At 63.1% G+C, this 12,610-nt stretch carries 9 protein-coding genes; 3 read left to right on the forward strand and 6 right to left on the reverse strand.

Annotated elements, in window-relative coordinates:
* The first annotated feature begins 205 nt into the window (after nucleotides 1-205).
* The 3 genes from HYPGJ_RS15350 (at nucleotide 206) to HYPGJ_RS15360 (ending at nucleotide 2,529) form a co-directional block, all read left to right on the forward strand.
* Nucleotides 206-1,177 (forward strand): helix-turn-helix transcriptional regulator, encoded by a 972-nt coding sequence (locus HYPGJ_RS15350; RefSeq protein WP_046847900.1) that lies wholly within the window; start codon nucleotides 206-208, stop codon nucleotides 1,175-1,177.
* A gap of 279 nt (nucleotides 1,178-1,456) precedes the next feature.
* On the forward strand, nucleotides 1,457-1,846 hold the full coding sequence (locus tag HYPGJ_RS15355; RefSeq protein ID WP_046847901.1) for a hypothetical protein: 390 nt from the start codon (nucleotides 1,457-1,459) through the stop codon (nucleotides 1,844-1,846).
* Between the two features lie 2 nt (nucleotides 1,847-1,848).
* On the forward strand, nucleotides 1,849-2,529 hold the full coding sequence (locus tag HYPGJ_RS15360) for a hypothetical protein (RefSeq protein ID WP_046847902.1): 681 nt from the start codon (nucleotides 1,849-1,851) through the stop codon (nucleotides 2,527-2,529).
* Between the two features lie 51 nt (nucleotides 2,530-2,580).
* Here the strand turns inward: HYPGJ_RS15360 and HYPGJ_RS15365 are convergent, their stop codons facing one another.
* From HYPGJ_RS15365 to HYPGJ_RS15390, 6 genes are all read right to left on the reverse strand, one after another.
* On the reverse strand, nucleotides 2,581-4,554 hold the full coding sequence (locus HYPGJ_RS15365) for a ParB/RepB/Spo0J family partition protein (protein WP_046847903.1): 1,974 nt from the start codon (nucleotides 4,552-4,554) through the stop codon (nucleotides 2,581-2,583).
* 49 nt (nucleotides 4,555-4,603) lie between these two features.
* Nucleotides 4,604-5,053: a hypothetical protein gene (locus HYPGJ_RS19150; RefSeq protein WP_210166505.1), complete on the reverse strand. Its 450-nt coding sequence runs from the start codon at nucleotides 5,051-5,053 to the stop codon at nucleotides 4,604-4,606.
* A gap of 135 nt (nucleotides 5,054-5,188) precedes the next feature.
* Nucleotides 5,189-6,136: an SLOG family protein gene (locus tag HYPGJ_RS15375; protein WP_046847905.1), complete on the reverse strand. Its 948-nt coding sequence runs from the start codon at nucleotides 6,134-6,136 to the stop codon at nucleotides 5,189-5,191.
* 321 nt (nucleotides 6,137-6,457) lie between these two features.
* Nucleotides 6,458-7,474, reverse strand: coding sequence for a toprim domain-containing protein (locus tag HYPGJ_RS15380; protein WP_028866883.1), 1,017 nt, complete (start codon nucleotides 7,472-7,474; stop codon nucleotides 6,458-6,460).
* Between the two features lie 17 nt (nucleotides 7,475-7,491).
* Nucleotides 7,492-11,814 (reverse strand): strawberry notch-like NTP hydrolase domain-containing protein, encoded by a 4,323-nt coding sequence (locus tag HYPGJ_RS15385; RefSeq protein ID WP_052750930.1) that lies wholly within the window; start codon nucleotides 11,812-11,814, stop codon nucleotides 7,492-7,494.
* A gap of 107 nt (nucleotides 11,815-11,921) precedes the next feature.
* Nucleotides 11,922-12,500: a hypothetical protein gene (locus HYPGJ_RS15390; protein ID WP_028866874.1), complete on the reverse strand. Its 579-nt coding sequence runs from the start codon at nucleotides 12,498-12,500 to the stop codon at nucleotides 11,922-11,924.
* Nucleotides 12,501-12,610 lie beyond the last annotated feature (110 nt).

Consider the following 12,610-nt stretch of genomic DNA (forward strand, 5'->3'; position numbering starts at 1 on the left):
ACCGAATATCGCGGGCGTGATTAGCTTGCGGCAGGGCATGAATTCGAATTTTCCGAGCCGGTTCACGGTGATGTGGGCGGATATTCCGACTGCGGTCGATGAGTGACAGCGGGCGGGAAACGCACGTGATGAGGGTGGGATTATTTGCATCGCGCGAGAGATGTGCGACCTTTGGGCATTGTGGGGTGTAGGTGCTTATATTCGAATGCTTATTGAGTCCGTTATCCAGGCTCTCGCCGAGCCGGACTTGCGTGAAGGATGGGCTGACTATCTCGCCAGCGCCATTTCGAACTGCCATTTCCTCGGGGCGGTGAGCGTCCGGTTCGTTGTCAACCACAGTCCAGCGGTGTCCTTCATCATCGGCAGCGGGCCAAAACGCGCCGAACTCGAGCGGTTCCTTAGCCATCATCCAACGAGCCCGCCCGGGACCACGGCGAGGCGAGCGATGACGTGGACTATTCCCATCGTCGGGCTCGAACTGGCCGATTGTCCGGCGGGGCTTTACGCCACTGGCGAAACGAGCTCGGAAGTGAGCGAGGCCCTTGGGCAGTGGTCGGCGAAAGAGCCGCTCGACAAGGCGCTCCTGCATACACAGAAGATCCTTGAGGCGCGTGTGCGGCAGGTGAAGAAAAGCACCCAGGCCGAACGCAAGGACGCCGTTGTGCTGGTTGACCGCCGAGGCCAGATTCTTCACCACAACGAAAAGGCGGCGGTTCTCATGAACGCGCTGCCGGAGCTGATTTACGAGAGCCCGGAAAAACAGCTTATGTTTCGCTCGAAACGGGACAACAGCATCTTCCGCGCGGCATTGCGCAACTTTTTCCATTCCCCAAACGATGGGGGGAAAACCCGGGAGATCCTCGGACGCGAACTGATATGCCAGTTCTCGGAGGCTGACGTTGAGTGGCCGCCGAAGCAAATTGCCGCCGTGACCTTGCGGCGGATGAAACAGGAAATCGACATCGGCGAAGCGGAATTGATGACGGTCTTGCGGGCGACCGAAGGCCAGGCAAAGCTTGCGAAATACCTTCTCGACGGCAAAGGGCTGAAGGAATTCAGCCGGGATCAGGGCATCAGCCACGCCGGCGCCCGCTATCACCTCGGCCCCCTGATGCGGCGCCTGGATTGCCATTCGCAGGCCGAGTTGGTCCGCAGGCTGTACTTATTGTTCGGCTAGAAAAAATCCCTGCGCGCACTATCCGAACCGTGAGAGACGGCTGCGTCCCCGGCGTGCTGCCCTCGATTGCGGGGCGCGGAGAACGGCTCGTTGTCCGCTGTCTTCGATGGTCGCAACGATGGAGGGACAAGATGTTGCGTAGGGTAGCGGGCAAATATACCTCCACATTGTCGGTCTTGCTGGAACCGACCAATTAGCTTGCCGCGAATTCATCGAAAACTATCTGATCGGCGAGGATGGGCTTGCGGAAAAGCCGCTAAGCTTTCCGTGACAACAACCATGGAGACCGCCTTGCCCCGCCAGATTCTGTTTCACGCGCATTGTTCTAAGACGAAGAGGCCGTTTCTCGTCGAAGGAATGCTCGACGGGAATGTGCTCAGGTGGACGGATGCCTTCGAGATGATCGAGGGGACCTACGATGAGAAGCCGGTCAGCGAACTTCCCGACCTGGTGCACCGGGCCGAAGGGTTCAAATGTCCTTGCTGCGGATACTTGCCGCGCATGGGGAACTTCTCGTTCTGGTCGTGCAGCAGCTGCGGTGAAATTCACTGCGGCGGAAAGAGCGGAAACGTTCACCACGGCGCCTGCGGCACTTGTTTGATCAGTCCTGAACAGCTGTCCCCCATCGAAAAGGCAAAGGTGTCGCTTGCTGACAAGGGCAAGTTCTGAACATGGACCTGCTTCAGAGTTTGAGGGAGCTTGACGAGAAGCGCGCGCGGCTGACCCTCTATGGCAATCGCATCGGCATGGCGCATTGGATTGCCCCGCGCACCGCGGAGAAGTTGCGCAAGCTTCTGCAGGATCGGTTCTGGGCGGTAACAAAGAGCCGGGAACAGGTCATGAGCTTGATCAATGGCGATCCCGTCATGTCTGAGCGGCTGAAACGCCACCATGCCGAGGCGCTCAAGGAACTCGAAGCGCCAAAGGCTGCCTCTGCCTTGCCGACGATCATGCCCATCTCGGCGTATTTGAGGATGATGGCCGGCGATGTCATCAAGGCCGAACGCAAGGAGCGTCAGGCTTTCGAGGACCTTAAGGAGGCCAACGGCTATTACGTGAATGAGGAGTGGCGGCATGACGGCGTTGATGTAGGCCTCGTCAATGATCTCATCGACCGGCTGCGGGTGCAGCGCGACGCGGACCGCATGCAACGGGGGCGCATCGTCGATGGCTTTTTGTATTTCTTCCATCAGGAATGGAAGGACCGTTACGGGCCATGGAGCCTGCAGGTTGAGGCGGTGCTGGCGCAAGTGCGGCAGGAGATGTCGGGCCAGCAGGAAAAAGCCGCCTCGCCGCTCAAGGACTTCCGCCGCCGGCATGGTCGGCAATTGGCAAAGCAAAGGGCACGATGACATGAAAAATGGCCGCTTCCCGGCAAGGAAGCGGCCGTTCGTGCGGGGACCCTAGAGGGCGGCCTCGCTTGTTTGAGCGAGGAAGGCAGGAAGCTCGGTGTCGGGCTCCCGGGCTTCGTTCGGTGCCGTTGCCTCGCCGTTGCGCAGGACCTCAGGGAGCCATCCGCTGCCCGCGAGAAGTCGTTCGGCCTCGCGGACAAGCCCCTCCTTCTTCATGCCGTTGAGGTACTGCGTGGTGTCGTCGCCCTTCGCTTCGCCTACAGCGGCCACGATGTGGGCCTTCGACACGCGGTCAAGGTAAGTCTTGCCCGTCGCCTGCCAGCCCGTCGCGACCATGTTGAAGCCAAGCGCGTTGGCGATGTCGTTGGAGTTGGCGATCTCGGCCGTGCGCATGTTGTGTTTCTCTCGGACGGCGTTGAGGCTGCCGGCGACGCATTGGGCAAACAGGGCTTCGCGGTCGTTGTCGGTGAGCTTCCAAAGCGCGGCCCAGACGTCCTCGGCGTCCTCGGGCAGAAGGGCGCGCAGTTCGCTGTCGCGGGCCTCATAATCCTTGGTGGGCTTCCAGGCTTCGAGGCCTTCGACATTCGCATGGAAACCGCCGCGCGCCGAGATCTGCAAGCAGGACTTCGAACCGAAGTGGAAGAAGTGCTCGATGCACAGCGCATGCAGCGCGGCCATGAATGCGACGGTAAAATCGCGGCCAAGCGCGGTGCGCAGAGCCTGCGTGCGGTAAGCCGTCAGGTCTTGGAGGAGCGAATCCGGCAACGGCTTGAGCTTTGTCTCTTCGTCGTCGGAGGGCTCGGCGCCTGTGAGGGGCTCAGCGCCGGGTTCACGCGGTTGCAGGGCGACATCTTCGGGCTTGAGATAGCCGTAGGCGATATCGACGGAGCCGTCATGGCCGATCGATAGGAAGGCGCCGCCCTTGGCCATGTCCTCCGGTGAATAGACAGGTTCGCGGTTTTCCAAAGCATCGATTTCGGCTTCGAGGGTGTTGGCCCGCGCCTGTTGCTCCTCCGTCGGCTCCTCGATGTCCTCGAGGTCGAAGAGCTCGTTGCGGAGGGCGTCCAGGCGGTCCTCCTCCTCATCTGAGAGCACCGCCGTGGCTTCTACCAGGCGCCGGTGTTTGGAGAGCTCGCTGTAAGGAACGTCCACCGCTGCCTCAACCCACTTCCAACCCTTGGCCAGCAAACGGTCACGTTCGGCGTTGAGCTTGTCCATCACCAGGCGGTTCAGAAGCTCGGCATCCTGAAGGTAGCCTTCATTGTCCTCGTCGAAGAAGTCGCGCTGGACGAAGCCGCCGGCCTGTTCGTAGGTCTCGAGCCCGATGAAGCGGACGCGGCGGTCGCGGGCGTGGACCATTTTCTCCGTCAACAGGCGACGGATGTCATGGGCATCCTTTTGCCAGTCGGGCTTGTCGGCAAGGGCGGCGAAGACCTGGTCCTGGCGGGCGTGGTCCTCGGTGACGCAGTAGGCCATCAATTGCTCAAGCGTCAGCTCCTCATCGGCATAAGCTTCCAACAGCGCGGGGCTTGCATTGGCGAGGCGCAGCCGTTGCTTGACGACGGTCGGCGTCACGCGGTGGGCGGCGGCGATGTCGGTTTCGGACATGCCTTTGTCCAGCATCGCCTTGAAGGCGCGGAACTCGTCCAGGGGGTGCAGGGCCTCGCGCATGACGTTTTCGCTGAGGCTGTCGTCCTCGGCGATGCCATCCGCCTTAATGGTGCACGGGATGGGGGCATCGGCCGCGATGCGCTTTTGCTTGAGGAGAAGTTGCAACGCGCGCAGGCGGCGGCCGCCCGCGTGCACCTCGTAGACGTCAGCATCCACTTCGGTCGGCCGCGAGACCAGGCTTTGGAGGAGGCCGCGGCGGGCGATGTCCTCGGCAAGGTCGGCGATGGCCTTCTCCTCGTAGAGCTTGCGGACATTGGCGGCAGAGAGCACCAGCTGGTTGAGGGGAATGCTGGTGACGTGGTGCAGGGTGACTTGTGGCATTTTGGACTTGGCGGCGGATTTGGATCGGCCCATGGTTTCTCCAGTTCTTGGGTTCCGGGAAGCTGGAGCGAGAGCCTCTCTCTCACACCTTTCCCTTCGCCCGGCGGGCCCCTCTCCTCGGTCTCTCTTGCGCGCGCTTCGCGCCAAAGTAGGCCTGCTGGATGTCCCGCAGCGCCTTCTCGCCATCATCAAAGGCATCGGCCGGTCCGACCAGCTCGGCTTTGAGGGCTTCACGCCGTTTGGAAATGCCGACCCGGGCCGCCCGGGAAAGGTTGTGGCCTTTGAGTTGTTCGTCGCAGGCGCCGATCTCGGTCAACAGCAGGAGGGTATCTGACGATGCGAGCGACTTGGCGTCGGGGCATACCCCTGCATCGAACTGCCAGGTGCTTTCAAGGGTTGTCTGGGCGAATTCAGCGACCCAATCGGCGAGGTCTTGCCCCAAGGGTATAACCGCCTCGGGGTCTTCATTTGTTTTTTCCCAGAGCCTGCGGGCGTCGGCCTCCGTCATGGTAATCGCCATCATCGTGAGCATGGGCGTCGCTTTCATTGTTGGGAAACCAAGGCCCCTTCTCCGGAAGGCTTTGGTTCGCCTCACAATGCCTTCCTCTCCCTTCCCGTCTGGGAGCAAAAAAAAGCGGCGCCGAAGCGCCGCTGATGGGAGCGCCCCTCAGGCGCGGGCGGCCTCCGGCTGGACCGGTCGGCGGTCGAGAAGCGGAATGCCGAGCTTCTTCGCCTTGTCCGCGAGGTTGTCGTTGATGCCATTGCCCGGGTAGACCACGAGGCCGATGGGCATCGCCTCCAGCATCTCGTCGTTGCGGCGGAAGACGGCGGCCTTGTCGTTCGGGTGCTTCTTGCGGGGCTTGAAGGCGATGGCCGTGACACCCCGGTGTGCCGCCCACGATGCCGCGATCGCGTCCGCTCCCAGCGGATTGCCGCTGTGGATGAGGATGGCGCCCGGATGGTTCTTGAAGGCTTTGTCGAGGTCGGCCCAGATCTGGGCATGGTCGTTGCAGTTTTGGCCGCCGGTGAAGGCGATGCGAGGGCCCTTGGGCAGCATCACCTCGGTGTCCGCACGGTGCTTGGCGGAGATGAAGTCGCGGGCTTCGATGACCGATGCCGTGACCTTGCGGCGGTTGACCATCGAGGTCGAGCGGGGCCGCCACGGCGAACCGGTGAGGGTGTGGAACTCATCGGCGAGGGCATCGCGCAGGTGTTCGATGGCATCGCGCCGGCCGATAAGGCTTTCGCCAAAGGCAACCTGGCGCTCGAGCTCGACGGAAGCGATTTCCGAGCCGTCGCTCTTCTCCTGCGCCTCCTTGATCCGAAGCTCGGCGTCGTCCAGGCGCTTTTGGAGGCGGTCAACCTTGCGGTGGAAGATGTCGACCATCGACCAGGCGAGGTCTTCGGTCTCTTGCTCGAGGCCGGTTCCCAGGAGTGGTCCGGAAAGGGCCGAGAGGAGGGTTGAAGCAAGACCTTTGAGCTCGGTGTCGTCCGGCAGGGGACGCGGGTCGGGTTCGTTGCTGTCCGGCGTGTAGCCGTAGAGGGCGAGATTGTCGGCGACGCGGCCGGTGGCGGTCGTACTGGGGTAGCCGGATCGAGAGTGAGCGTAGGTCATCGGAATTTCCTCCGTTGGTGAAGGGAAGTCCGGCGCCCATCGCCGGCCTTTCCGGCGAGCCTTCAGCCGACGGACGGACCGGGTGCACCGCGAGCGCGAGCGAGCGGCCGAAGCGGAGCGGAGGACGGCCCTTGGGCCGGGACTATTTTGTTTCGCGATGCAAAGGGCGCGAACGCGCCCGGCGGAAAATAGTCCCGGCCGCCGTTGCGCCCCTGAGGTCCGGCTGGTGGCTTTCTCGCCGCTCTGAAAGGCCGGGGGGCCCGCCGCCCCTCCCCCGGAGGTGCCCGTGCCTCCGCTTTCCGGTCGCGACCTCACGCCCGCTTACGCCGTGGGCGGAAGATCCTCCGGGTCCAAGAGCTGGGACAGGAGGGCCGCGCGTGTTTCGGTGGCGCCGAAGGCTTGAAGGTCGCTGTTCCAATCGTCGAGGCGCGAGAGGAGGAACCCGACACGGATGCCGGCGTGCAAAGCGCCAAAGGTGAGCCGTTCGGCGGCGGCGCGACCGGCGAGATTGTCCTCCATGGCGATGTAGAGGCGCTTGAGGCGGGGAGGCAGGGAGAAGGCTCCCAGATGTGCGGCCGCTGTCGCGGCGATCATGCCGAGGTGGGGCAGAAGGCCCTTGATCGAGAGAACGGTCTCGACCCCTTCGCCGATCACGAGGCTATCGCCCACGGCCCCGAACCGGACACCGTTGCCGAGGATGTGACCCATCGCGAGCTTGGGCTCACTGACAGGGGCTTTGCCACGCCCATCGCTCGACAGGTAGATGCGGGTGAGGCCCGTATGCTCGCCATCGTTGCTGGTGATCGCTGCAAGCAGCGCAGGCAGGCGTTGCAGCTCGCCATGCTCGGGTCCGCGGTAAAAGCAGGCCGGGTGAAAGCGGAGCGAAGGGAAATCGACCGCGGTGATGCCGCGCGCGCGCAAGTAGGCCTCAGCGAGCGTGCCGCGTATAGGCGTTGCCGAAGCAAACAGGCGCTTTGCCGCTTCAGGGCTGTTGCGGGGCGCTGGCACCAGGCTGCGGACGGCGAGATGGCGGGGCTCGGAGAGAAACGTCAGAACTTCATCGCGGATGTCGCGGAAGTCGGAAAGATTACGGTTCAGGGCGATGAGGTCGATGAGGTCGCCATGCTGGCCGGTCGCCGCGTCGGTCCATTTGCCCGCCGCGCCCGCCCCTGAGGCGGGTCCGGTGAGCCGCACCCACATCGACCGGCCGGGGGTGTTGAGCACGTCGCCCACAATCCAGTAGCGGCCGTTTTTCGAGCCGTTGGAAAGGTAATGGGCGCAGACGGCCTCGACGTGCTGCGAGAGGCGCTGGCTGAGGGCGTGGATGTCATTTGCCATGTTGCCAATCTCCTCTGTTAGGCCGCGACCGGTGATGCTGCGTACCTGCCGAGAAGGCGTGATATGACGGCGCGCCCTTCATCATCGGTTGGCACAAAAGCCCGCGTCTTCCATTTGATGACCTCTGTGAAAAGACCCATCGCTTTGAGGTGGGCAATCGCCGCGCCATCAAAGCCTTCGAGTTCAAACCGACGCTCACCCATCAGCGTGACCGGGCGAAGGCGGAGTGTCGGCGTGATGGTGACCGTGGCGCCGCGCCGGAGTTCGGCCCAGCAAGCTTCTGGCTTCATCGTACCCGTGTCGGCAGCAAACACGTCGACGAGGGCATCAGGCACGACGCGGCCGATCAGGCTGATGCCGTCATCCGTGGTGAGGCGGTAGACTTTGGCGACACCCTTGGGCAGCCGTTTCCACAGCGGCAGCAGGAGGCCCGTGAGGATATAAAAGGTGTCGCTCGTGAACTCGGGAACCTGAGAGACCTCGTGCGACCAGAGGCGTCCGAAGGTCTCGGGGTCTGTCTCCTCCCACAGTGTGTCCTCAAGCATTGAGATGGCGAGCGCCTGGGTTTCCGTCGGCCGGACGAGCTTGACGCGCGGGGTCACGGTGCCGTCGTCCTCGGTGATGCTGGCGGTCGGGAGCTGGAGGGCGGCGCGGCCGGACCGGGGATTGTGGAGGAGCCTCGCTTCGGCGGTGTCTGACCATGAAAGCGCCTGCTCGAGGAGAACGGGGGAAGTGCGACGCCTGAATCCGACCTTGATCAACTCGGTCTTTGAACCTGTTCCGGTGTTGACGGCGACCACCGTCCTTGAGGCGATGTGAAGGCTATCGGCCGTCACGGTTTCGAGTCCGACCTCGTAGGTGCCCTTGGCGATGGCATCCTCGACCCGCTCGGTGATGAGGCCCTCAAAGACCACGAAGAGGTCGTTCTGCAGGTTGATCTGCAGGGCGAGGATGCGGTTGAGGAAGGTATGGATGGGTGGCAGCTCGTCTTTGAGCGTGTGGTCGCGGTCATGGAGCACGAGGCCGGTCGCATCGACAAAGCGTTGATAGGAACAGCAGGCGATCTTTCCCGCATGGATGAGGTGGTAGAATTTGCTCAGTGCTGAGCGGGCGTAAGGCGTTTCGAGGTTGTCGGAGGCCCGGAACAGGCCCTGGCCACCGGTTTTGCGTTCGCCGCGTGTGATGGCCCCCAGGGAATCGAGCCGTCGTGCGATCGTGGACGTGAACCGACGTTGCCCCTTGACGTTGGTTGTCACCGGCCGGAAGAGCGGCTTCTGCCTCTGGTTGGTGCGGTTGGTGCGGCCAAGGCCCTGGATGGCGGTGTCGGCTTTCCAACCGGGCTCCAAGAGATAATGGATGCGCTGGCGCTGGTTCTTGGAGGCAAGGTCGGCGTGATAGCTGCGGCCGGTGCCGCCTGCGTCCGAGAAGATGAGGATGCGCTTGACGTCATCCATGAAGGCCTGGGTCTCGGACAGGTTTGCCGAGGCGGTGCGGGATTCGACCTTCAGGATATCGCCCCTTGATGTGTGGTGCTTGACGATGCGGCGCGATCGCCCCGTGACTTCGGCCACGAGGTCGGTCCCGAAGTGGTGGATGATCTGGTCGAGCGCCGCCTGCACGGGTGGCAACGCCGCAAGCTCCTCGATCATGCTGTCGCGGAGTGCCACGGCCTCACGTGACTGCACATAATTGCCGTCCGTGTCCTTGACCGGCCGGGCGCATTCATTGCCGTCGGCGTCGGTGTAGGGTTCAAAGAGCTGTGTGGGGAAAGAGTTCTTGAGATAGTCGAGGCAATACTCACGCGGTGTGACGTCGAAGTCGAGCGCCTCCCATTCACTCGGGTTCACATCGGCTAGGCGCCGTTCCATCAAGGCTTCGGAGGTGGAGACAAGCTGGATCACCGGCGCTTCTCCGCGCGCGAGGTTCAATTCCATCTCACGGATGAGCGAGGGAACGGACATCGCTGTGAGGAGGTGCTGGAAGAAGCGCTGCTTATTGCCTTCGAATGCGGATTTGGCCGCGCTCTTGGCGTTGCGGTCACGGGTCTCACCCTTGTCGTTGAGGATATTGGTGATGCGCAACGCCTCCGCGAGGTGGGCGTGGATGACCTGGTAGGCGTCGGCGTAGCGGTCGTAGATCGCGATTTGCTCGCGCGTGAGCGGATGTTCAAGGATGTCGACGACGATGCCTTCGTAGGAGAGCGAGCGGGCGGTGTAGAGCCCCAACGATTTGAGGTCTCGGGCGAGCACTTCCGCCGAGGCTATTCCGCCTTCCAGCATGGCGGTGACAAAGCCTTCCCGCGTTTCGAAGGGAAGGTCATCGGAGCCCCAGAGACCGAGCCGTTGCGCATAGGCGAGGTTTTCAACGGTGGTGGCGCCCGTTGCCGAGACGTAGACGACCCGGGCGTCAGGCAGGGCGTGCTGCAACTTCAAACCGGCAATGCCCTGGAGCGAGCCGCGTTGATTGCCGAATTCGGTCTTGGTGCCTCCGGCGTTGCCCATCGCATGGGCCTCATCGAAAATGATGACGCCGTCGAAGTCAGGGCCAAGCCATTCGATGAGCTGTGCGAGCCGGGTCCCCTTGCCTTGGCTTTCAGACCGTAGCGTCGCATAGGTTGTGAACAGGATGCCGGAGGAGAGGGCGATGGGTTTGCTTTGCTTGAAACGGCTTTGCGGCACGATCTGCAAACGCTCCTGGCGAAGCGCCGACCAGTCGCGCTGCGCATCCTCCAAAAGCTTGTCGGATTTTGAGATCCACAGCGCTTTGCGGCGGCCCTTGAGCCAGTTGTCGAGGATGATGCCCGCGACCTGTCGGCCCTTGCCGACACCGGTGCCGTCTCCCAAGAAGAATCCGCGGCGGAACTGGACGGCATTGGCGTCACCGGCCGGCGCCGCGTTCATCACGTCGTAGGTGTCGGCGACCACATAGTGGCCGGCGAGATGTTTGGCATGGGCTTCGCCTGCATAGATGATGGCCTCAAGCTGCGGTGCCGTGAGGGTGCCGTCCGCGACAAGGCCTGCTGGCAGATGGGGGAGGTACGACGGCTTCGGTGGCGCGACGCTTGCCATCGCTGCCGACTGCACGAGCTTGTCGGGGTGGGGTTGGGCCCCATGGATCTTGATCCGCTCGGGAGCGTAGGGCGCATAGAGCTCTTGGCCACCTGATGTCGTGGCGCGCGGATCGTCGACGACAGCGTAGGTGACCTCTTCGGCCGGGATTTGAGAGGGAAGTGGTGTGACCGCTGCGACGGCTCCGCTTCGGCTTGCAAGGGTGGAATGACGCCAAAGCACACGTTGACCTTTCGGCTGCAGGGCGAGCGGCTGACGCTTTGGCAACAGGGAGGTGATGCTGGAGAGGAGATCCTCCGCATCAATCGGCATCGGGCAGAAATGGGACACGTGCCCTTGAGGGGCCGGAACCTTGTCGAACACGGTCAGCCGGGTCTCGATGGTGGTGCCGTGCTTGCGGAAGAATTCCCCCGGCATCGCCACGGTGAGCTGAAGGGTCGCGGTGCGGGCGAGAGACGCGAAGGCGTCTGCATAGGCGTTGTTCTCCGGTGTGAGCCCCGTTGACGTGATGGCGACGAGGCGTCCGCCGTCCGCAAGGCGCGCGAGTGCGGAACGCAGGTGGCGCAAGTCGGCCCCCTCCGACCGCTTCGCCATCCCGGGCGAGGCCGAGAACGGCGGGTTCATCAGAACGACCGTTGGCTGCGCATCTCCGGGAAGCAGGTCATCGAGGTGCTCGCCGTTGAGCCGGGTGACGGGTGTTTCATGAAACACGGTCGCCAAAAGGTCGGCGCGTGTGTCGGCCAACTCGTTGAGCATCAAGGCACTGCCCATGGCCTCGGCGTGGACGGCCAGCAGGCCGGTTCCGGCGGAGGGTTCAAGCACCACGTCGTCCGGGGTGATGGCGGCGGCGATGGCGGCGATGTGGGCAAGCTCCGGGGGGGTGGAGAATTGCTGCATGCCGACGCTTTCCTCGGAGCGCTTGGTATGGGTCGGCAGGAGGTTGGCAACCTTGCGCAGCATGGCGAGGGTGTCGCCGCGGTGCTTGGCGTTTTTGATCATGGTCGGCAGGAAGCGTTTGAGAAACATGACCTCGGCAACTTCAGCCGCTTCGTAGGCGTCCTTCCATGCCCACGCCCCGGCCGCATCGGTTGCCCCGGCGGCTGCCGTCATCGCGGCGCTCAAATGCGCGGAGGTGATGGGTTGCCCGCGTGAGAGCGCATTGAGGACGGTTTTGGCCGCCTCGATGATGATCTGTGATGCTGAGGGTTGTTGACGCGCCTGAATGGCGTCCTGCGCCGCTTCGGCGGTGTTGGTGAGTGTGTCGAGAGCCATGGGTCGGTCCTTCGTTGGGTTGCCCGGGGGCGCGCGCGCGCAAACCCCTTCCGGTCACCCTTGCCGGCCTCCCCTCTGCCTCTCTGGCGATTGACGCTTGCTGGATCTCAGCCGGCCTGGACCGCTTCGACGGCCAGGATAGCTTCCTCGATATCATCGCGCGCGGACTGCAGGCGTTGCAGGGCCGTCGCCTCGTCCTCGCAATCCTCCGCGTCGGAGAGTTCCCTCATCAGGAAGGCGAAGAGCGGGTCGCCGCAGTCTTTGAGCGCTGCGGCCCAGTTCCTGTCATGGGCCAAATGGGCGCAGTCGCCGCTCGAAAAGCTGGCGCAGACCGCGCGTTGCCAGGCATTCATCATCACCACCGGCGCTGCGGGGGAAGGTGGCGCCGGCGGGAAGGCCTGATACAGCAAATCGATGATGTATCCGGGGAGAAAGTCATGGGGGTCGTCGTCGCCGGGGAAGTCATGCGGGCCCACGAGCTCGATCCCGTATTTGTTGCGGATGCTGGCGATGTAGCTGTTGTCCGCGTCATCGACGGTGATGACCTCCAGTTCGGCAGCTTTCAACACCGCGACCACTTGTTCGGTCTGGCTGTTGAGGCCGCCGTCAAAGCCGGTGTTGTAAAAGGCTTCCTCCCAGGTCCAGGGTTTCTCTTTGCCGCAGAGGGCGCAGTTGCGAATAGGCACAGGGTTGGCTTTCGTTGGGTTAGTCGATGGTGATGTCGTAGGTGTCGACGAGCAGGTCGGCGTCGAGGAATCCTTCGCCGAACAGCCGGGCCTGAACGGCTTCCCTTAGG

It is taken from the genome of Hyphomicrobium sp. GJ21 (genome assembly GCF_001006785.1).
In the GTDB taxonomy this organism is placed as follows: domain Bacteria; phylum Pseudomonadota; class Alphaproteobacteria; order Rhizobiales; family Hyphomicrobiaceae; genus Hyphomicrobium_B.

Bases quoted from the DNA above. Each gene is read 5' to 3' on its own strand.
- HYPGJ_RS15350 (WP_046847900.1), top strand. From the start codon at position 206: ATGCTTATTGAGTCCGTTATCCAGGCTCTCGCCGAGCCGGACTTGCGT.
- HYPGJ_RS15355 (WP_046847901.1), top strand. From the start codon at position 1,457: ATGGAGACCGCCTTGCCCCGCCAGATTCTGTTTCACGCGCATTGTTCT.
- HYPGJ_RS15360 (WP_046847902.1), top strand. From the start codon at position 1,849: ATGGACCTGCTTCAGAGTTTGAGGGAGCTTGACGAGAAGCGCGCGCGG.
- HYPGJ_RS15365 (WP_046847903.1), bottom strand. From the start codon at position 4,554: ATGGGCCGATCCAAATCCGCCGCCAAGTCCAAAATGCCACAAGTCACC.
- HYPGJ_RS19150 (WP_210166505.1), bottom strand. From the start codon at position 5,053: ATGCTCACGATGATGGCGATTACCATGACGGAGGCCGACGCCCGCAGG.
- HYPGJ_RS15375 (WP_046847905.1), bottom strand. From the start codon at position 6,136: ATGACCTACGCTCACTCTCGATCCGGCTACCCCAGTACGACCGCCACC.
- HYPGJ_RS15380 (WP_028866883.1), bottom strand. From the start codon at position 7,474: ATGGCAAATGACATCCACGCCCTCAGCCAGCGCCTCTCGCAGCACGTC.
- HYPGJ_RS15385 (WP_052750930.1), bottom strand. From the start codon at position 11,814: ATGGCTCTCGACACACTCACCAACACCGCCGAAGCGGCGCAGGACGCC.